Source organism: Modicisalibacter ilicicola DSM 19980 (genome assembly GCF_900128925.1).
Classification (GTDB): Bacteria; Pseudomonadota; Gammaproteobacteria; order Pseudomonadales; family Halomonadaceae; genus Modicisalibacter; species Modicisalibacter ilicicola.
Genome location: NZ_FQUJ01000002.1, coordinates 1 through 19,950 on the forward strand (window position 1 = coordinate 1; position 19,950 = coordinate 19,950).

Below are 19,950 nucleotides of genomic sequence, written 5' to 3' on the forward strand. Positions count from 1 at the left end.
TCATTGCTGCCTTGGGCCGGGGCTTGCCTTGCTGACCTGGCCAGGGTCTGTTGCGGTTTTTCTGGTGCGACGCCGGGCGGGCCCGGGATGGCACGATCCGCCGGTCGGGCTTCGGTAGCGGCCATCGACGGTGCCTGCTGGAAGCGAAAGCCGCCGATGTCGATACTCATGGGCGAGCCGGTGCTGGCACTCGAGACGGCGATCACCCGGCCCCCGCAGGAGGTCTGGCTGCCGTTGATGGCTGCGGGACGATCCTCGACCTCGAACCAGTCGGCACCCGAGACGATGGCGGCCCCGCAGGAGCTCTTGTCGCCGACCCGGGCCACCGGAACATCGTCGACGAAGACGGTGCTTGCCCCGGTCACGATGCGATGGGGCCCGCCCTTGCAGTTGCACGCGATCTTGTCGCCGATTTTCGCTAGATCCATCGATTACCACCTTGGCGTCATGACAAATCGCTACGATCATACACCGTTGGTAGCAATGGGTTTTGTAAGCCATATAGGACAGCTTTTGTCGGCGATATCTGACAATCAGAGAGAATCATTGCCGGGGCGGCTTTTTCATCTGTGCATAACGCCGGGCCAGCACGGCGCACACGAACAGCTGGATCTGGTGGAACAGCATCAGTGGCAGGATGACGCTACCCACCTGCTGGGAGGAAAACAGCACGTTGGCCATGGGCACGCCGCTGCTCAGGCTCTTCTTGGAACCGCAGAACACGATGGTGATCTCGTCTTCCCGGGAGAACCCCAGCCAGCGACTCGCCCAGGTGGTGACCGCCAGTACCGCGGCGAGCAGCGCCATGTCCACCACGACCATGACCACCAGCGCCGCCGCCGAGAGCTGTGCCCAGAGGCCGGCGACCATCGCTTCGCTGAAGGCCAGGTAGACCACCATCAGGATCGCGCCCCGATCGACCAGCCCCAGCAGCTTCCCATGCCGCGCCATCCACCCGCCAATCCAGCGTTGCAGCGCCTGTCCCAGCAGGAACGGCGCCAGCAATTGCAGAAGGATCGCTCCCAGGGCTTCCAGGGAGAGGCCCCCAGCCTGAGCGCTCAGCAACAGCCCCACCAGCAAGGGCGTGATGAACATGCCGAGAATGTTCGACGCCGAGGCCGAACAGATCGCTGCCGGCACGTTGCCCCCGGCGATGGAAGTGAAGGCAATGGAGGACTGAATGGTCGACGGCAGCACGCACAGGAAGAGGATGCCCATGGCCAGGGCCGGGGGCAGCAGCGTCGGGGCCAACAGACCGACCAGCAGGCCCAGGATCGGGAACAGCACGAAGGTACTGGCAAAGACCGCCAGGTGGAGTCGCCAGTGAGTCATTCCCTTGAGCACGGTGCGTGGCGACAGGCGTGCACCGTGCAGGAAGAACAGCAGCGCGATGGCCAGCTTGGTGGCCAGGGAGAAGACCTCGGCGTATGCACCGCGCACCGGCAGCAGCGAGGCGACGACGACGGCGCCGATCAGCATCAGCAGATACTTGTCGATGTTCAGACGTTGCAGCAACTTCAAAGGAGACCTTCCCGAAGCAGAATGAGGCGGGCAGATGGCCCGGTCCGGCCATCATACGCGATCGCAGGGTCACTCCCAGCCATCGAGACGCATGGCCGAGCGCACCAGGCGCTCATCCTCGGCCTCGATCTCGCGCAGGCTCTCGTCGACGCTGTGCAGATGATCCAGTGCCGCCTGTCGTGCCCTCTCGGGCTCCTGCTCCATCACCGCACGAAACAGGCGGGCATGCTGGTCGTTGATCTGGGCACGGGGGCCGGAGCGGTGATAGAGGTTCTTGAGCGAGGCGAAGACCGAGGTCAGCAGCAGGTCGGTCAAGCCCTGCAAGGTATGCACCAGCACCGGATTATGCGACGCCTCGCAGATCGCCAGGTGAAAGGCGTGATCGAAGCGAGCCAGACGCTCGGCGCTGATCGGGGCAGCGCCTTCTGCGTAAGCCACCATCTCATCGTAGCGTCGCTTGAGCATGACCCGGTCGGCGGACGTTCCACGCAGCGCGGCCAGGCGAGCCGACTCCCCTTCCAGGAGGGCGCGAACCTCGAGAAGATCGTAGAGCGTGCGCGGGTGGTCGCGAAACAGATGCATCAGGGGGCTGTCGTCGTATTTCGGCAGCAGCCGGGCAACGAACGAACCACGCCCCTGCTGGGTCTCGATGATGCCCTTGCCGCGCAGCAAGCGCAGCCCCTCGCGCAAGGAAGCTCGGGACACGCCCAGCTTGTCACAGAGGCGACGCTCGGAGGGCAGCAACTGGCCCGGCTTGAGGACGCCATCGAGTATCAGCTGCTCCAGCTTGGCCGCGACCCCGTCCGGCGTCCGGGCGACCGGCGCTTTCTCCGAAGACTCCATGTTCCTCTTCCTCCTTCTGGTCTGACCAGTCCTTGCCGTACCCCGGCGAGCCAGTTTACCTGAATAACCGATCCATCCCTGATGTTGGAAGAGCTTTCCAGAAATTAGACCAATTACTGGTCAGACCAGTGACCCAAGGTGTAGACACTCCTTCCAGGAACGCTCAGATTGAAGCCCGGAACACGAAACCGGAAGCAGCCATGAATATTCTCTACGACGAACATCTGGACGGCGCCCTGCCTCCCACGGACAAGGCAGACGTGCTTCAGCGCCTGCAGCAGGCGCTGCCCGACATGACCCTGCTGCACCGTGAAGAGGACCTGCGACCTTTCGAGTGCGACGGCCTTTCCGCCTATCGCGTGCTGCCGATGCTGGTCGCCATCCCGCATACCCTGGAGCAGATCGAGACGCTGATGCGGACCTGCTTCGAACTGGAAGTGCCGGTGGTCACCCGGGGTGCCGGTACCGGTCTTTCCGGCGGCGCGCTGCCCCTGGAGCAGGGGGTGCTGCTGGTCATGTCGCGCTTCGCGGGCATTCTCGAACTGGATCCCGACGCGCGCATCGCCCGGGTGCAGCCCGGAGTGCGCAACCTGGCCATTTCCGAGGCGGCAGCCCCCCATGGGCTCTACTACGCCCCGGACCCGTCGTCCCAGATTGCCTGTTCGATCGGCGGCAACGTCGCCGAGAACGCCGGTGGGGTGCACTGTCTGAAGTACGGCCTGACGGTGCACAACGTGCTCGCCGTCGAGGTCGTGACCATCGAGGGCGAGCGCATGACCCTGGGGGCCGAAGCCTTCGACGCCCCCGGCTTCGATCTCCTGGCCCTGTTCACCGGCTCCGAGGGCATGCTCGGCGTGATCACCGAAGTCACCGTCAAGCTGCTGCCCAAGCCCGAGAGCGCCAAGGTGTTGATGGCCAGCTTCGACGACGTCGAGAAGGCCGGCAAGGCGGTGGGCGACATCATCGCCGCCGGGATCATCCCCGGAGGGCTCGAGATGATGGACAACCTGGCCATTCGAGCCGCCGAGGACTTCATCAAGGCCGGCTACCCGGTGGAAGCCGAGGCAATCCTGCTCTGCGAACTGGATGGCGTGGAAGCCGATGTCGACGACGACTGTGCCACCGTGCGCCAGGTGCTCGAAAAGGCCGGCGCCACCGACATCCAGCAGGCTCGCGACGAGGCGGAGCGTGCCCTGTTCTGGGCCGGGCGCAAGAATGCCTTCCCCGCGGTGGGGCGCATGTCGCCGGACTACTACTGCATGGACGGCACCATCCCCCGTCGCGAACTGCCGCGGGTGCTCAAGGGCATCGCCGCACTCTCCGAAGAGTACGGGCTGCAGGTGGCCAATGTCTTTCACGCCGGCGACGGCAACACTCACCCCCTGATCCTGTTCGATGCCAACAAGACCGGCGAACTGGAACGGGCCGAGACCATCGGTGGCAAGATCCTCGAACTGTGCGTCGAGGTCGGCGGCAGCATCACCGGCGAACATGGCGTGGGACGTGAAAAGATCAATCAGATGTGTACCCAGTTCCAGCCCGACGAGATCACCACCTTTCATGAAGTGAAGGCCGCTTTCGACGAGCGGCGGCTGCTCAACCCCGGCAAGAACATTCCCACCCTGAATCGCTGCGCCGAATTCGGGGCCATGCATGTTCACAAGGGGGAGCTGCCGCATCCGGAACTGCCACGCTTCTAGGTGAAAAGGAACAGAACAATGCAACAGCATGAACAAGACCAGCATCCCGCTCATGCCGAACGCCGACAAGCGCCCGGCAAGGAGGGGGCCGAGGCACTCTGCGAGCAGGTGCGTCGGGCCAATGCCGACAAGACGCCGCTGCGAATCGAAGGCGGCGGCACCAAGGGCTTCTATGGGCGCCCGGTGGAAGGTGAAACGCTCACGCTTGCCGAGCATCGCGGCATCACTCACTACGACCCGGTGGAGCTGGTGGTGTCGGTACGCGCCGGCACGCCGCTTGCCGAGCTCGAGGCGGCGCTCGATGCCGAGCACCAGCAACTCGGTTGCGAGCCGCCGCATTTCGGTGACAACGCCACCGTCGGCGGAATGATCGCCAGCGGCCTGTCCGGCCCGCGCCGGCCCTGGGCCGGTGCCGTGCGGGATTTCGTGCTGGGTACTCGCCTCATCACCCACGAGGGCAAGCATCTGCGCTTCGGGGGCGAGGTCATGAAGAATGTCGCCGGGTACGACCTGTCACGGCTGATGGTCGGTGCCCAGGGCACCCTGGGCGTGGTCACCGAAGTCTCGCTCAAGGTGCTGCCCAAGCCCACCGCGACCCATGGCCTGCGTCTCGAACTGCCTCTCGAAAAGGCCCTGCAACGCTTCGCCGAATGGGGCCGCCACCCGCTGCCGATCACGGCTGCCGCCTACCACGAGGGAGCCCTGCATCTGCGCCTGGAGGGCGGCACGAGTTCGGTCAAGGCCACCCGGGAGCGACTGGGAGGCGATGACCTCGAAGCGCAGTTCTGGGAAGCGCTGCGCGAACAGCGCCTGGCGTTCTTCGACAAGGGCGATCCACGGCCGCTATGGCGTCTGTCGCTGCCCAACAATACCCCGCCGCTGGCGGTGGATGGCGATACGCTCTACGACTGGGCCGGTGCCCAGCGCTGGCTGCGCAGTGACAGCGACGCCGACACCCTGCGCGATGTCGTCGGCCGGGCCGGCGGCCATGCCACCTGCCTCACCCCAGGCAGTGCCGAGCCCTTCACCCCCCTATCGGCGGTCGTCGCCAAGTACCATCGTCGGCTCAAGGCCCAGCTCGACCCCAACGGTATCTTCAACCCCGGCCGGCTCTATCCGGAGTTCTAATCATGCAGACCCATTTCACCGACGCCGACCTGCAGAAACCGCATATCCGCGAAGCCGACCGCGTGCTGCGCACCTGCGTGCACTGCGGTTTCTGCAACGCCACCTGCCCCACCTACCAGCTGCTGGGCGATGAGCGCGATGGCCCGCGCGGACGCATCTACCTGATGAAGGAACTGCTGGAAAGCCGCGACGATGACGATCAGGTGACCAAGGAAACCCAGCTTCACCTGGATCGCTGCCTGACCTGTCGCAACTGCGAGACCACCTGCCCGTCCGGGGTCGAGTACCACAAGCTGCTCGACATCGGTCGCGCCGAGGTCGATCGCCGCGTGGGTCGCACACCCAAGGAGCGGGCCTTGCGCTACGGTCTTCGTCACGCCCTGGTCGAGCCCCGGCGTTTTCAGGCACTGCTCAAGATGGGCCAGGTCTTTCGCCCCTTGGTCCCCGGCGCACTCAGGGATAAGATGCCCGCCAAGCCGGTAGACCCCGGTACACGCCCGGAGGGCAAGCAGCATGCGCGTCAGATGCTGATCCTGGAAGGTTGCGTACAGCCGGGACTCTCCCCCAACACCAATGCCGCCACCGCCCGGGTTCTCGATCGGCTTGGCATCGGCCTGACCCCGGCGCCGGAGGCCGGCTGCTGCGGCGCCATCGACTATCACCTGAACGCCCAGGAGGCAGGGCGCCAGCGCATGCGCGACAACATCGACGCCTGGTGGCCCCACGTCGAGGCCGGCTGCGAGGCCATCGTTCAGACGGCCAGTGGCTGCGGCGCCTTCGTCAAGGAGTATGGCGAGATGCTCGAGGACGACCCCGAGTACGCCGAGAAGGCCCAGCGCATCAGCGCCCTGGCCAAGGATCTGGTCGAGATCCTGCGCGAGGAGGACCTCGAGGCCCTCAAGGTCGATGCGTCACGCAAGCTGGCCTTCCACTGCCCCTGCACCCTGCAGCACGCCCAGAGGCTCAATGGCGTGGGCGAGAACGTGCTCACCCGGCTCGGGTTCAATCTGACCCCGGTGCGCGACGCGCATCTCTGCTGCGGCTCCGCGGGCACCTACTCGGTCACCCAGCCGGAACTGGCGAAACAGTTGCGGGACAACAAGCTCGATGCCCTGGAGGCCGGCAATCCGGAGGTGATCGTGACTGCCAACATCGGCTGCCAGACGCATCTCGACGGTGCGGGACGCACCCGGGTCAGACACTGGGTGGAGATCGTCGACGAGGCACTGGGACAGGCTGGATGAATGGCCGCACCGACGCGTCGGTGCACAGCGCCGGCTCGACTCGGCATGTAAGCTCGAATTTCACACGAGACCCATCAAGGAGAAGGAACTACCCATGCAACAAAAACCCGTACTCACCCTCGACGATGTCAACGCCATTCTTGACGCTGCCCAGCAGGAGGCCGAAGCCAACGGCTGGGCAGTCACCATCGCCGTGGCCGACGACGGCGGGCACCTGCTTGGCCTGCGCCGCCTCGACGGCTGCCCGGCGATGGCTTCCTACATCGCCAGCGAGAAGGCCCGCGCCGCGGCACTCGGTCGCCGCGAGACCCAGGCCTTCGAGGAGATGATCAACGGCGGCCGGGCGGCGTTTCTTTCCGCACCGGTGCTGCAGGGCATGCTGACCGGCGGCGTCCCGGTGCTGGTCGATGGCCAGGTGGCAGGCACCGTGGGCATCTCAGGGGTCAAGCCCGATCAGGATGCCCAGATCGCCAAGGCCGGCATTCAGGCCATCTCCGCCTAGGCGGCCAGGCCCGAAACCGGCGACGAGCAAAGCGGAAGATCTCCATGGGAGGCTTCCGCTTTTTTTGCTGGCAACACCAGACATTGCCTGGGAGGTGTCTGCAACTCGCCAGCGGCGTCGAGGGGGTCGTCGGCCGCAGGCAGCTGGAGCGAAACCCGACCGGCGCCTAGCGGCGGGCAATGATCCAGACGGCATGCACGATGCCGGGAATGTAACCCAGTATCGTCAGCAGGATGTTGATCCAGAAGTGCAGGCCGAGACCGACCTGGAGAAATACCCCGACCGGGGGCAACAGTATGGCCAGTATGATGCGAATGACATCCATGAGAAAACCTCCTTGTCATCGATTGCTTGCCCGAATGATCGGCAACGCACCGCGACCCCATGATACGGGAGTGAACGCTAGTCGTCATTCTCGTCACGGGGAGCGCGCGGATGGATCTTCTGTGCGATGCGTTCGGAGTCCTCGGCCAGCTGGTCGTGGTAGCGCTCCCAGTCCTCCCAGTCGAAGGGCGTGCCGCTGCGCGGCGGATGCCCGCCCGCCTCGCGAGCCCTCGACCAGGCCATCTCTTCAAGGGTCTGGGGCTTGTCCTCTTCCCTGTCCAGGCCAATCCCCTTCTTCGCCAGGTAATCGCGTGCGTTCATGCTATCCCTCCAGGACACTCCGGAATATTGCAACAGCGAGTAGGATGCCTAGATCGCCTGGCACTTGGACGTGCGGCCCGAGCGAAGGTTCAGGTGACCAGCGAAGCCAGTGTGGTTAGGGAATTGCTGAATAAATCGCCGAGCGAAATAAGCGGGCGTCGCTACGCTGCAAGGCGCACGGAGCGCAGAAAACGAGACATAACATAGGGTTAGGCGAGTTTCGACCGGGCTGGCGCACCAGCACCGCGCAACGCAGCAATTCGTTCGTGTAGGCATTTATGCAGTGATTCCTTAGCTAGGGGGCGCGACGCGCCCATTCATCATCGTGTCGGAGAAAGCCCATGCAGGAACGCAACGTCGACATCGCCATCATCGGCGCAGGGACCGCAGGCCTGGGCGCCTACAACGCCGCCAGGGAATACACCGACTCCGTCGTGCTGATCGAGGGCGGGCCCCATGGCACGACCTGCGCGCGGGTGGGCTGCATGCCCTCGAAACTGCTGATCGCGGCCGCGGATGCCGCCCATCATGCACGCCATACGACGCCTTTCGGTATTCGCATCGAGGGGGATGTGCAGATCGACGGCCGCGCGGTACTCGAGCGGGTACGCCGCGAGCGCGATCGCTTCGTCGCCGGCGTACTGCAATCCGTGGAGGGGATTCCAGCAGGCGACAAGCTTAAGGGTCATGCGAGGTTCGAAGCACCCCGCAGCTTGAGGGTCGATGATCATACGCGGGTGACGGCCGAGCGCATCGTGATCGCCACCGGCTCCCGCGCCACCTACCCGGACTTTCTCAGGGCGGCTGGCGATCGCCTGGTGATCAACGACGATGTCTTCGAATGGGAGAGCCTGCCTGAATCGGTGGCCGTCTTCGGTCCCGGCGTCATCGGTCTGGAGCTTGCCCAGGCACTGCATCGCCTTGGTGTTCGCCTGCGGGTCTTCGGGGTCGGAGGCGCCCTGGGGCCCTTGAGCGACGAGCGCGTTCGCGATTATGCGGACAGCGCACTCAACGAGGAGTTCTACGTCGACCCGGATGCCACCATCGAAGAGATCGAACGCCACGGCGACAGCGTTGCCGTCACCTTCGTCGAGCGGGACAGCGGCGAGCGTCTCACCGAACATTTCGACTATCTGCTGGCGGCGACCGGTCGGCAGCCCAATGTCGACCGGCTGGGTCTGGAGCATGCCGGTCTGGCGTTGAACGACCGTGGTATCCCGGTGTTCGGCCATTACAACCTGCAATGCCAGAATGCCGATGAAAGTCCCAGCCATATCTTCATCGCCGGAGACGCCAACAGCGAGCTGCCACTGCTCCATGAAGCCTCCGACGAGGGACGCATCGCCGGGGAGAACGCGGGACGCTTCCCCCAGATACGCACCGGAGTGCGCCGCGCACCTCTCAGCGTGGTCTTCAGCGATCCGCAGATCGCCATCGTGGGGCTGGGCTATGCTGGTCTAGAGAGTCATCATGGTGGCTGCGGTTGCATGGCGATAGGCGAAGCGAGCTTCGAGGACCAGGGGCGCGCCCGGGTGATGCGAGTCAACAAGGGCGTGATGCGTGTCTATGCGCAGCACGGATCGGGGCTTTTCCTCGGGGCGGAGATCTTCGGCCCGCAGGCCGAGCATCTGGCGCATCTTTTGGCCTGGTCGCTGCAGCAGGGGATGACGGTCACCCAGATGCTCGCGATGCCCTACTACCATCCGGTCATCGAGGAAGGCGTACGTACCGCATTACGCAACCTGAACGCCAGCCTGCAGTTCGGTTCGGCGATTCGCGAGCGTTGCATGGAGCATGGCCCGGGCGATTGATCGAGGGTATCGGCCCTGACGAGGACACCCGGGATCTACGTATCATCGGCAGAAGGAAGACACTATGACCAAGAAAGCCCCGACCAACGTTGGCGAAATCATGTCTCGCGACTGCTTTCGCGTGTCCGGTTCGACGTCCGTGGCCACCTTGGTGGCCGGCCTCGCGCTGCACCGCCTTCCCGGTGCACCGGTGGTAGACGAGCACGACCATCTGATCGGTTTCATATCCGAACAGGATGTACTGGGCAAGTTGCTCGACAGCGCCTATTACGGTGGACAACCCGCGCTGGTTCGGGAACTCATGCGCCAGGAAGTGCTCACGGTGCCCCCGGACAAGAGCATCGTCGACCTGGCGCAGGAGATGCTGGGCAATAAGCCGAAGGTTTATCCGGTGGTGGATGGGCAGCGCCTGATGGGAATCGTTACGCGCCACGATATCCTCGGCGCGATAGCCTCGATGCGGGGCAACCTCTGAGGCTTGGCGCATCAAGAAAATGCCGCCGCGTTCGGGACGCGGCGGCAAAAGATCGAATAACAGTAAGCAAAGACGCAATTCCCAGCACTGCAGGAATGTTGCGCTGTCCCTGTGACCACAGGATCCCCGGAATTCTCCCGAATCCGAAAAAAATTCCTTTCCGTACCGGGCGGCCCGCTCTGCGATGCGACTTGCGAGCGAGCCGGGCTGTTCTTTATGATGCACTTCCAGGCGGGTATAGCTCAGTTGGTAGAGCATCAGCTTCCCAAGCTGAGGGTCGAGGGTTCGAGTCCCTTTGCCCGCTCCATACAGTCAGTGACAGGGGCCTCGACCGGGGTCAATCCGTGCCGGGGTCCGCGTCTTCTCCATCCTTCCAGATGGCTCGATTGGAACTCTTCATGCTGTCGACCTCGTACTGGGCATCTTCGTAGGTATCGAACACCCCCAACGATGTCCCGGTATCGCTGTCATACACTTCATAGCGTGACTGATTGTCCTCGGACGTTTTCAGTTCACGAATTTCAATCGCTTCATTGAGCATTGGCGTGCCTCGTGGAATGAGTGGTCAACGACCATGGTACAACACCAGGGAGAATGCAATGGAGTCCGGCAAATCCTCGAAAACAGACGGCGCACCCCGGTCACGGCACGATACCGATAAACAGGGGCCGATCTCATGATCCTGTACTTGGTCGTATTCGCTGTCTGCCTCGTCGTGGTCGGGGGCAGCGTGGCCTTGATGATGTCCTTGAGCACACCTCGTTACCGCACCGAGCCTCAGCACTTGCTGCAACTCTTCGAGCGCGTATTGAACCACCAAGCCACGGAGGCCGAATGGAACGCGCTGGTCGGCTATCCCATCCGCCACGACGAGTACCTGGAGGGAGTACGGCGCAGCGCCCAGGAACTCATGGAAATGTACGGTCGCCCATGGCGGGCCGCCCAGGGCGGTTGTCTCCTGTCCCCGCGAGGTCGTGAAGGGTTGATCGCCCTGCGCGACCATCTCGCCTCACGTCTGACCGTGCAGGAGGGCAAGCAGGCTTTTTAGCCATCTCGACATCCACGGCTTACAATGGGGCAAGCGGAGATACGAGGCCATCCATGAACAGTGTCATCCGGCTGACGCCCCTCGACAATACCACCAGGCATCATGCCCACGCCTACCATCAGATCGTGGTCAGCCTCGATGGCCATGCCGAGTTCGAGATCGAGGGCCTGGGTGGACGCATCGCCCCCTTGAACGGCTGCGTCGTGCCCGCCGATCATGTCCATTACTACGAGGGCATCGGTCCCAATCGACAACTGATCTTCGATCTTCCCGATGACGCGCCTGCCGTGTCGGGCAATCACCGCGAACTGGCAAGACTCTTCGACGCACCGCGCTTTTTTGCCCTCGACGATTCGCTGCGCACCTATCTCGATTTCCTCGTCGCGGAGGTGGGCCAACCTCGCCATGCCCCCGGGGAGCTGCTGACGACCACCTTTCTCGGCTGCCTGCATTCGCGGCTGCCCCTCGACCGACCCCCTGCCGACGCCCCACGCATCAATCTCGCGACCATCGACCGCTTCATCCACGCCCATCTCGCCAAGCGCTTGAGTGTGGCCGATCTGGCCCGGCTCGTGTGTCTGAGTGAAGCCCATTTCAGCGAATGCTTTCGCAAGCAGACCGGCCTTGCACCGTACCAGTATCTGTTGCGCCAGCGGCTTGCCGTGGCGCGGCGTCTGCTCACCACCACCCGCCTGCCACTCAGCGAAGTGGCCGCGCGCAGCGGCTTCACCCATCAGAGCGCCTTGTCTCGCGCCTTCCGCCGCGCCTTCGATCAGACCCCGAGTCAATTGCGACGCGGCGGATCGCCGGTCGTCGAGGTCCCGGGGCACCTGCCGGCAAGGCTGCCTAGCAATTCTTAGACCAACGTCTAAGAATGACGCCGATTTGAAGAAATTCCCGCGGTTTTCACAAATCCAGCCGAGGAATTGGCAAGACGCGCCGCTATCATCCACCCTAAATTCAGCACATCACGCGATACCCGCGCTCCCCGAACGTTGCCATTCACTCCTTGTGCAGTGTCTTGCACAGGCTGGCTGCCCATGATCGAACACTAGGGAAGCGCTGAATAAATCGGCGAATGGAATGAAGCGCAAGGCGCACGGCACACAGAAGGCGAGACATAACATGGAGTTAGACGAGTCTTCGAGTACCGCGCAACGCAGCGATTCGTCCATGCAGACATTTATTCAGTGTTTTCCTAGAGGGTCGGGGTCGGGAAATACACAAGAGGTCACCCCCCATGCTTACCGCCAAGACCATTCTGGACACCGCGATCTGGCAACAGGACCTGGACGCCCTGCTCGCCCATGTCAGCGATCACTACAACGTGGACGAGGAGCGTCTTGTCGGCGAATTCGTCGATTTCCTCCAGGCAGATGAGGACGACTTCAAGCGAATCGCGGAAAAGACCGCCGAACTGGTTCACGAGGTGCGGAACATGGACACGGCGGTGGACTCCATCGACGAATTGCTCCAGCAGTACAGCCTCGACACTCACGAAGGGCTGATGCTGATGTGTCTGGCCGAAGCCATGCTGCGGATTCCCGACAAGGCCACCGCCGATGCCCTGATCGAGGACCGGCTGGGACCGGCGGACTGGAAGTCGCATCTGGGCCAGAGCGACTCCTGGTTCGTCAATGCCTCGACCTGGGGGCTGCTGATGACCGGGCGGGTCATCCAGATGGACAAGCCCAGGGAAGGCAAGCCCGCCAACTTCATCAACCGACTGACCAATCGACTGGGCGAACCGGTGATCCGCAGCGCCATGTACCAGGCGATGAAGATCATGGGCCGTCAGTTCGTGCTCGGGCGGACCATCGACGAGGCCCTGAAGCGCTCCAAGCCGCTCTTCGACAAGGGCTACACCTACTCTTACGACATGCTCGGCGAGGCCGCACGCACTCGGGCCGACGCCAAGCGCTACTTCGACGACTACGCGAATGCCATCGAGCGGGTCGGCGCGACCAGCCAGAAGCTTGGCAAGGACACGCCGGACCCGTCGGTCTCGATCAAGCTGTCGGCCCTGCACCCCCGTTACGAATTCGGTCGTCGTACCCAGGTGCTCGAAGAACTGGTCGGCACGGTCAAGCAGCTTGTCGCCATGGCCCGGGAGCGCCAGGTGGCGATCACCATCGATGCCGAGGAAGTCGATCGTCTCGAACTCTCCCTCGAGGTCTTCCGTGCCGTCTACGAGAGCGATGTCTGCAGGGGCTGGGGCCATTTCGGGATCGTGGTCCAGGCCTATGCCAAGCGCGCCCTGCCGGTGCTGCACTACATCAATCGCCTGGCCGACCTCCAGGGCGACGAGATCCCGCTGCGGCTGGTCAAGGGCGCCTACTGGGACACCGAGGTCAAGGAGACGCAGCAACTGGGCGTCGACGGCTATCCGGTCTTCACCCGCAAGGCCAACACCGATGTCGCCTATCTGGCCTGCGTGCATTTCCTGCTGTCCGAGAATACCCGCGGGCGCATCTTCCCGCAGTTCGCCACTCACAACGCCCACACCATCAGCACGATTCTCGAACTGGCCAACGAATCCACCCGCCCCTTCGAATTCCAGCGCCTGCACGGCATGGGTGAAGCGCTCTATGACGCCGCCCTGAAGCGCGCCCCCGAGGGCACCTACTGCCGCATCTATGCCCCGGTGGGAGCGCACAAGGACCTGCTGCCCTACCTGGTGCGTCGCCTGCTGGAAAACGGCGCCAACTCCTCCTTCGTCCACCAGCTGGTCGATCCCAAGGTGCCGGTGGAATCCCTGTGCGTGCACCCCGTCGAAACGCTCAAGCAGTACGACACCTACGCCAATCCCAAGATCCCCCTGCCGCGGGACATCTATGGTCCCAAGCGCAGGAACTCGAAGGGCGTGAACCTGAACATCTGGAGTCAGTATCAGCCGCTGATGGATGCCATGGCCGAGTTCATGGACAAGGAGTATCACGCCAAGCCGCTGCTGGGGGTCAAGGTGGCCGACGACGAGGCCCAGCGTCACGAGGTGAGAAGTCCCTACGACACGCGCCAGCGGGTGGGCAGCGTGCAATGGACCACCAGGGAGCAGGCCGAGCAGGCCGTGGAAATCGCCTGGAGCGCCTTCCCCCGCTGGCGGGACACCCCCGCGGAAGAGCGTGCCCAGATCCTCGAGCGCTTTGCCGATTCAATGGAAGCGCATACCGCCGAGTTGATGACCCTGTGCTCCCGAGAAGGCGGCAAGCTGTTGACCGATGGCATCGACGAGATTCGCGAGGCCGTGGACTTCTGTCGTTACTATGCCAACCGCGCCCGGGATCTGTTTGGCGAGACGGCGGTTCTCCCCGGCCCCACCGGCGAATCCAACGAACTGATGATGAGCGGCAAGGGGGTCTTCGCCTGCATCAGCCCCTGGAACTTCCCGGTGGCGATCTTCTGCGGACAGATGGTCGCGGCGGCGGTGTCGGGCAACAGCGTGCTGGCCAAGCCCGCGGAACAGACCTCGCTGATCGCCCATCGGGTCGTCGAGCTGCTGCACGAGGCCGGCATGCCACGCGATGTGGTTCAGCTATTGCCCGGTGACGGCCCGACGGTCGGCAGCGTGCTCTCCTCGGACCCGCGCATCACCGGCGTGGCCTTTACCGGCTCCACGGATACCGCCCACATCATCAACCGCGCCCTGGCCGCCCGGGAAAACGCCCCGCTTCCCGCGCTGATCGCCGAGACCGGCGGGCTCAATGCCATGATCGTCGACTCCACCGCCCTGCCCGAGCAGGTCGTCGTCGACGTCGTCCGCTCCTCGTTCCAGAGTGCCGGGCAGCGCTGCTCGGCACTGCGCATCCTCTATCTGCAGGAAGACGTGGCCGACCGGGTCATCGAGATCCTCAAGGGGGCCATGGAAGAACTCAGCATCGGCGACCCACGCCACCTGGGTACCGACGTTGGCCCGGTGATCGACGAAGAGGCACGTCAGAACCTGCAGGCCTACATCGACAGGCTCAAGGGCGAGGATCGCCTGGTCGGCGAGACCCCTCTCGATCCGGAGCAGACGGCGCACGGCATCTTCATCGCACCGACCGCCTTCGAGGTTTCCGGCATCGAGGCCATGGAGAGCGAGCAGTTCGGGCCGATACTCCACATCGCGCGCTACAAGGCCGCGGACATCGACAAGGTCATCGACTCCATCAATGCCAAGGGCTATGGCCTGACCTTCGGCGTGCACAGCCGCAACGACTCCTTCGCCAAGGCGGTCGGCGAAAAGGTCCGGGCGGGCAATGTGTACATAAACCGTAATATCATCGGTGCCGTGGTCGGCGTACAACCCTTCGGTGGCCAAGGGTTTTCCGGGACCGGCCCCAAGGCCGGCGGCCCCCACTACCTGCTGAGCTTTGCCACGGAGAAGACCCGCACCAACAACACCGCAGCCCTTGGCGGCAACGCCTCCCTGCTCGCCCTGGGCGACGATTGACGCTGGAAAACGAACGCGGGCTTCACTCGATGAGCGAAGCCTGGTGTTCGACAAAAACAACTGGATAGGACGACACTCATGGTGGAAAACAGTATTACCATCGGCATCACCTTCGCACTCTACCTGCTTCTGATGCTGGGCATCGGTCTGGTGGCCTGGAAGCGTACCAACGATCTCTCGGATTACATCCTCGGGGGGCGCTCGCTGGGCCCGTGGACGGCGGCGATTTCCGCCGGCGCCTCGGACATGTCGGGCTGGCTGCTGCTCGGACTGCCCGGCGCGGCCTATGTCAGCGGGCTCTCGGCGAGCTGGATCGCCATCGGCCTGCTGGCGGGCACCTGGCTGAACTGGCTGATCGTGGCACGTCGGCTGCGCATCTACAGCTTCGTGGCCAGCGACTCCCTGACCCTGCCCGAATTCTTCGCCCAGCGCTTCCGCGACAACTCACACCTGCTGCGCGTGATCTCGGCGATCTTCATCCTGCTGTTCTTCCTGTTCTATACCAGCTCGGGCCTGGTGGCCGGCGGCAAGCTGTTCGAGACGGTGTTCGGTCTCGATTACACGCTGGCGGTTACGGTGGGCACGCTCGCCATCGTCTCCTACACCTTCTTCGGTGGCTTTCTCGCCGTCTCTTGGACCGATCTGATCCAGGGGCTGATGATGGTGGTGGCCTTGATGATCGTGCCGGTGATCGCCCTGGTCGACATGGGGGGCTTCAGCGAAGCGGCCAGCCGTATTACCGCCGACAGCCCCCAGTTGCTGTCCTGGTTCAAGGATGCCTCGACGGGTGAGACGCTTTCGGTGATCGGCATCGTCAGTTCGCTGGCCTGGGGGCTGGGCTACTTCGGCCAACCCCATATCCTGGCGCGTTTCGCGGCCATTCGCAGCGAGAACGACATTCCCACTTCACGGTTCATCGCGGTGACCTGGTCGGGCATCGGCCTCTTGTGCGCGGTGGCCGTCGGCCTGTTGGGGCTGGCCTACGTGCCCCGGGATCTCGGCGACAGCGAGACCATCTTCATGGTCATGGTCAACTTCATCTTCCATCCGGTGGTGGCCGGCGTGCTGCTGGCAGCGATTCTCGCCGCGGTGATGTCCACGGTGGATTCGCAACTGCTGGTCTCCTCCTCAGCCTTGACCGATGACTTCTACAAGGCGATCTTCCGCAAGGACGCCTCGTCCAAGGAACTGGTGTGGATAGGGCGCTTCGCGGTCGTCGGCATCGCCGTCATCGCCTATCTGCTGGCACTCAATCCCGACTCCACGGTACTCGGGCTGGTCTCCTACGCCTGGGCCGGCTTCGGCGCGGCCTTCGGCCCGGCGCTGGTCATGGCGCTGTTCTGGCGGCGCATGAATCGCTGGGGAGCGCTTGCCGGGATCGTCGTCGGGGGGGTGACCGTGGTGCTGTGGAGCATGGTGTCCGGAGGCATCTTCGATCTCTATGAAATCGTGCCCGGCGTGATCTTCGCCTACATCGCCATCTATGTGGTCAGCCTGGCCACGACCGAACCCGCGGCCGAAGTCACGGCGGAGTTCGATAGCGTCAGGTCCACCTGACCCCGGCATCACCGATCGGCAACGCACTCGGGCCACGTTCGTGGCCCGAGTCTTTTGTATCAGCTGCGAACCAACAGAAGGAGGAGGAACACGGCCAGCAACACCCAGCACAGCGGCGCCCCCAGCAGGCGTTGCCTCCATCCCGTTCCCTTGACCAGCCCCATGCCGTGAAAGAATCCCGAGCCGACCGCCCACAGACCCAGCAGCCACACGGGCAATCGCAGGCCCAACGGCAGGCCGCTGACGAGCTCGGGCCTTACCAGTAGCCACAGGGCCATCGACGTCGCCGCCAGCAGCGATGCCAGCTGCCCATATTGACCATACCAACGCTCTGTCCTGATCATGAAAGCGTCTCCCTTCGCCATCTTGTTCAAACCTTCATGAGCTAGTGAACGTCATGGCCGGCATTCGAGCAATCGGAAAAACACCTCAATAGTTGCAGTGGATTTTTCCTGACTGCGTGATAACAAAAAACTACGAGACATGGCGAACACTGTTTCCTATACTCCTCCCCACAGTAAAGAAACAGCGTTTTCTTTTCACAAAGGACGTTAACCGGTCGCTGCCGGCCTCGAGTGCCGAGCAAAGGCTGAAGGAGAATCTCATGACCAAGACGCAACTGCTTTCCACCGCCATCGTCGCGGCCAGCCTCTTCGGCGCCTCCCAAGCAGCCATGGCCTACGAAGCAGGCGACATTCTGGTTCGGGGTGACGTAGCCAAGACCAGCCCAGAGGGCGATGACGACAACGCCATCAGCAACGAAAAGGGCTTCATCGGTAGCGTGGGCTACATGGTGCACGACAAGTTCGCGGTGTCCCTGGGGGGTGGCGAGGAATTCGAGCACACCTACAAGGCAGGCGAACCGGGAGACAGCTTCGAACGCCAGCCCTTCGACCTGATGGCTCAGTTCTACCCGCTGGGCGGCCTGGACGCCCGGGTTCAGCCTTACGCCGGCATCGGCGCCAACTACACGCGCTTCTCCAACGAGAGCGCCGGGCTCAACCTCGACAACACCTGGGCCCCCAAGGGCGAGCTGGGCGTCGACCTGATCATCACCGACTACCTGTCACTCAACGGCTTCGCCTCCTACACCGATCTCGATGTCGACTACAGCGCCAACGGCGACAGCGGCGAACTCGACCTCGACCCGGTCACGGTCGGCGGTGGTGTGACCTTCAACTTCTGAAATACCGATTCACCGGTTTCGAGCGTCGGGCCTCCGTGCCCGGCGTTTTTTTCTCATTCGGGGAACCTGTCCCGTGTATTGTTGGCGATTCTGACCAGCATGAGCATGATTGGCACCTCCACCAGCACCCCTACCACAGTGGCCAGCGCCGCGCCGGACTGCAGGCCAAACAGGGCGATGGCCGCGGCCACGGCCAGCTCGAAGAAGTTGCTGGCACCGATCATCGCCCCGGGGGCCGCCACGCTGTGGGGTACCTTCCACGCCTTGGCCCAGCCGTAGGCGATGAAGAAGATCAGCAAGGTCTGGATGATCAGCGGAACGGCGATCAGCACGATATGCAGCGGATTGGCCAAGATCACGTCGCCCTGGAAGGCGAACAGCAGCACCAGAGTAATGATCAGCCCGATGGGGGTGATCGGCCCCACCCTCTTCATGAAGACGTTGTCGTACCACTCGCTGCCACGGCGGGCGATCAGGGTGCGCCGGGTCAGGTAGCCGGCCGCCAGCGGAATCACGATATAGAGAAAGACCGATAGCGCCACGGTGTCCCAGGGTACCTGGATGTTCGACACGCCGAGCAGGAAGACCACGATCGGCGCGAAGGCGAACAGCATGATCAGGTCGTTGAGGGCCACCTGCACCAGGGTGTAGGCGGCGTCGCCGCGGGTCAGGTAGCTCCACACGAAGACCATGGCTGTGCAGGGGGCGGCCCCCAGCAGAATGGCGCCGGCCAGGTATTGGCTCGCCAGGTGCTCCGGAATCAGCGGACGGAACACCACCATCAGGAAGAACCAGGCGATGGCGAACATGGTGAAAGGCTTGATCAGCCAGTTCACCGAGGTGGTAATGACCAGCCCCTTGGGCTGGCGGCGCACACCGAGCACGGCGGTAAAGTCGATTTGCGCCATCATGGGAAAGATCATCGCCCAGATCAGGATCGCCACCGGGATCGATACCTGGGCATATTCGAAGCGTGACAGCGTCTCGGGTACCGCCGGGACAAGCTGGCCGAGCAGGACCCCGGCGACGATGGCCAACGCCACCCATACCGAGAGATAGCGCTCGAAGAGCCCCATGCCCTCGGAGGCACCGGGGGCCTGGGATTCCTGGAGTGCGGTCATGGTTTGGCTCCTGTCAGATGGCACATTGATTCACGCGCCGGGAAACGTCTTCTGCGCTTTCCACCCGCTCAGAGTAGCGGTCCGTCAAGTAGTCGCTTCGTCCCCGGATCATCAGGGTGAACTTGGTCAGCTCCTCGCAAACATCCACTATGCGGAGGTACAGTGGGGAGGGCTTCATGCGGCCCTCTTCGTCGAATTCAGTGAAAGCTTTCGGCACCGAAGACTGGTTTGGAGTGGTTACCATGCGCATCCAGCGACCGAGGAGGCGCATCTGGTTGACCGCGTTGAAGCTCTGGCTCCCGCCTGATACCTGCATCACGGCCAGGGTCTTGCCCTGCGTCGGGCGAATGCCGCCCAGCGACAACGGAATCCAGTCGATCTGGGCCTTCATGACGGCCGTCATGGCACCATGGCGTTCGGGACTCACCCACAGCATACCCTCCGACCACTCGGCCAGCTCGCGTAACTCCTGAACCTTGGGATGACCGACCCCCGCATCATCCGGCAAGGGCAGACCGCTGGGGTTGAAAGTTCGCACCTCGCATCCGAACCAGCGCAGCAGCCGCCCGGCCTCTTCGGCAACGAAGCGCGAGTAGGAGCGTTCTCGCAGGGATCCGTAGAGCACCAAAATACGGGGCGGATGCTGGGGTGCCTCGGAGCCTGCCAGCAGTGTCGTGTCGATGGAACGCAACTGCGAAGGATCAATATTGGGGAGGTCTGCCAGCATCTTGATGTCG

General features: G+C 63.4%; 20 protein-coding genes and 1 tRNA gene. 12 read left to right on the top strand and 9 right to left on the bottom strand.

The genetic code is table 11. The annotated features are described in order from the left end of the window. From BUA41_RS18825 to glcC, 3 genes are all read right to left on the bottom strand, one after another. On the bottom strand, nucleotides 1–428 hold a 428-nt coding region (locus tag BUA41_RS18825), incomplete at its 3' end, for a PAAR domain-containing protein (protein WP_175546906.1). A gap of 115 nt (nucleotides 429–543) precedes the next feature. Beyond that, entirely contained in the window at nucleotides 544–1,521 is a 978-nt protein-coding gene (locus BUA41_RS00015) for a bile acid:sodium symporter family protein (protein ID WP_245791818.1), read from the bottom strand. Between the two features lie 69 nt (nucleotides 1,522–1,590). Then, nucleotides 1,591–2,364: a transcriptional regulator GlcC gene (glcC, locus tag BUA41_RS00020; RefSeq protein WP_072818379.1), complete on the bottom strand. Its 774-nt coding sequence runs from the start codon at nucleotides 2,362–2,364 to the stop codon at nucleotides 1,591–1,593. 200 nt (nucleotides 2,365–2,564) lie between these two features. On the opposite strand from glcC, the gene glcD reads away from it, so the two are divergent. The 4 genes from glcD (at nucleotide 2,565) to BUA41_RS00040 (ending at nucleotide 6,938) form a co-directional block, all read left to right on the top strand. Continuing rightward, nucleotides 2,565–4,064 (top strand): glycolate oxidase subunit GlcD, encoded by a 1,500-nt coding sequence (gene glcD / locus BUA41_RS00025; protein WP_072818382.1) that lies wholly within the window; start codon nucleotides 2,565–2,567, stop codon nucleotides 4,062–4,064. A gap of 18 nt (nucleotides 4,065–4,082) precedes the next feature. After that, on the top strand, nucleotides 4,083–5,192 hold the full coding sequence (gene glcE / locus BUA41_RS00030; protein ID WP_072818384.1) for a glycolate oxidase subunit GlcE: 1,110 nt from the start codon (nucleotides 4,083–4,085) through the stop codon (nucleotides 5,190–5,192). 2 nt (nucleotides 5,193–5,194) lie between these two features. After that, nucleotides 5,195–6,436 (top strand): glycolate oxidase subunit GlcF, encoded by a 1,242-nt coding sequence (gene glcF, locus BUA41_RS00035; protein ID WP_072818386.1) that lies wholly within the window; start codon nucleotides 5,195–5,197, stop codon nucleotides 6,434–6,436. A 94-nt stretch (nucleotides 6,437–6,530) separates the two neighbouring features. Continuing rightward, nucleotides 6,531–6,938 carry a heme-binding protein gene (locus BUA41_RS00040; RefSeq protein ID WP_072818388.1) on the top strand — a complete coding sequence of 136 codons (408 nt, stop codon included), beginning with the start codon at nucleotides 6,531–6,533 and terminating at the stop codon, nucleotides 6,936–6,938. A 166-nt stretch (nucleotides 6,939–7,104) separates the two neighbouring features. On the opposite strand, the gene BUA41_RS00045 is transcribed toward BUA41_RS00040, so the two are convergent. Both BUA41_RS00045 and BUA41_RS00050 read right to left on the bottom strand, forming a co-directional pair. After that, nucleotides 7,105–7,263: a YqaE/Pmp3 family membrane protein gene (locus tag BUA41_RS00045; protein ID WP_072818390.1), complete on the bottom strand. Its 159-nt coding sequence runs from the start codon at nucleotides 7,261–7,263 to the stop codon at nucleotides 7,105–7,107. 77 nt (nucleotides 7,264–7,340) lie between these two features. Next, nucleotides 7,341–7,583: a hypothetical protein gene (locus tag BUA41_RS00050; protein ID WP_072818393.1), complete on the bottom strand. Its 243-nt coding sequence runs from the start codon at nucleotides 7,581–7,583 to the stop codon at nucleotides 7,341–7,343. A 341-nt stretch (nucleotides 7,584–7,924) separates the two neighbouring features. Here BUA41_RS00050 and BUA41_RS00055 point away from each other — a divergent pair, with 341 nt between their 5' ends. The 3 genes from BUA41_RS00055 to BUA41_RS00065 all read left to right on the top strand — a co-directional run bounded on the left by BUA41_RS00055 (nucleotide 7,925) and on the right by BUA41_RS00065 (nucleotide 10,176). Further along, a complete protein-coding gene (locus tag BUA41_RS00055) occupies nucleotides 7,925–9,394 on the top strand; it encodes a dihydrolipoyl dehydrogenase (RefSeq protein WP_072818395.1) in 1,470 nt (489 codons plus the stop codon). Between the two features lie 64 nt (nucleotides 9,395–9,458). Further along, complete coding sequence (locus BUA41_RS00060; protein WP_072818398.1) at nucleotides 9,459–9,869, top strand: CBS domain-containing protein; 411 nt, start codon at nucleotides 9,459–9,461, stop codon at nucleotides 9,867–9,869. Between the two features lie 231 nt (nucleotides 9,870–10,100). Then, a tRNA-Gly gene (locus BUA41_RS00065) sits at nucleotides 10,101–10,176 on the top strand. A 30-nt stretch (nucleotides 10,177–10,206) separates the two neighbouring features. Here BUA41_RS00065 and BUA41_RS00070 read toward each other — a convergent pair. After that, complete coding sequence (locus BUA41_RS00070) at nucleotides 10,207–10,410, bottom strand: hypothetical protein (protein ID WP_072818401.1); 204 nt, start codon at nucleotides 10,408–10,410, stop codon at nucleotides 10,207–10,209. 135 nt (nucleotides 10,411–10,545) lie between these two features. On the opposite strand from BUA41_RS00070, the gene BUA41_RS00075 reads away from it, so the two are divergent. From BUA41_RS00075 to putP, 4 genes are all read left to right on the top strand, one after another. Further along, the gene (locus tag BUA41_RS00075; protein ID WP_072818403.1) at nucleotides 10,546–10,917 is read left to right on the top strand and encodes a hypothetical protein; all 372 of its coding nucleotides are present in this window, start codon (nucleotides 10,546–10,548) and stop codon (nucleotides 10,915–10,917) included. A gap of 53 nt (nucleotides 10,918–10,970) precedes the next feature. Then, nucleotides 10,971–11,777, top strand: coding sequence for an AraC family transcriptional regulator (locus tag BUA41_RS00080; RefSeq protein WP_072818405.1), 807 nt, complete (start codon nucleotides 10,971–10,973; stop codon nucleotides 11,775–11,777). A gap of 380 nt (nucleotides 11,778–12,157) precedes the next feature. Further along, nucleotides 12,158–15,349 (top strand): bifunctional proline dehydrogenase/L-glutamate gamma-semialdehyde dehydrogenase PutA, encoded by a 3,192-nt coding sequence (gene putA / locus BUA41_RS00085; RefSeq protein ID WP_072818407.1) that lies wholly within the window; start codon nucleotides 12,158–12,160, stop codon nucleotides 15,347–15,349. Nucleotides 15,350–15,427: 78 nt separating this feature from the next. Beyond that, nucleotides 15,428–16,906, top strand: coding sequence for a sodium/proline symporter PutP (gene putP / locus BUA41_RS00090; protein ID WP_072818410.1), 1,479 nt, complete (start codon nucleotides 15,428–15,430; stop codon nucleotides 16,904–16,906). A 59-nt stretch (nucleotides 16,907–16,965) separates the two neighbouring features. On the opposite strand, the gene BUA41_RS00095 is transcribed toward putP, so the two are convergent. Then, on the bottom strand, nucleotides 16,966–17,250 hold the full coding sequence (locus BUA41_RS00095; protein ID WP_139249019.1) for a cyd operon YbgE family protein: 285 nt from the start codon (nucleotides 17,248–17,250) through the stop codon (nucleotides 16,966–16,968). Between the two features lie 260 nt (nucleotides 17,251–17,510). Between BUA41_RS00095 and BUA41_RS00100 the strand changes: the two genes are divergently transcribed. Beyond that, the gene (locus BUA41_RS00100; protein ID WP_072818414.1) at nucleotides 17,511–18,092 is read left to right on the top strand and encodes an OmpW/AlkL family protein; all 582 of its coding nucleotides are present in this window, start codon (nucleotides 17,511–17,513) and stop codon (nucleotides 18,090–18,092) included. A gap of 53 nt (nucleotides 18,093–18,145) precedes the next feature. Here BUA41_RS00100 and arsB read toward each other — a convergent pair whose 3' ends face one another. Both arsB and arsH read right to left on the bottom strand, forming a co-directional pair. After that, nucleotides 18,146–19,213 carry an ACR3 family arsenite efflux transporter gene (gene arsB, locus BUA41_RS00105; protein WP_072818416.1) on the bottom strand — a complete coding sequence of 356 codons (1,068 nt, stop codon included), beginning with the start codon at nucleotides 19,211–19,213 and terminating at the stop codon, nucleotides 18,146–18,148. A gap of 13 nt (nucleotides 19,214–19,226) precedes the next feature. Next, the gene (gene arsH / locus BUA41_RS00110; protein WP_245791833.1) at nucleotides 19,227–19,940 is read right to left on the bottom strand and encodes an arsenical resistance protein ArsH; all 714 of its coding nucleotides are present in this window, start codon (nucleotides 19,938–19,940) and stop codon (nucleotides 19,227–19,229) included. Nucleotides 19,941–19,950: the final 10 nt, after the last annotated feature.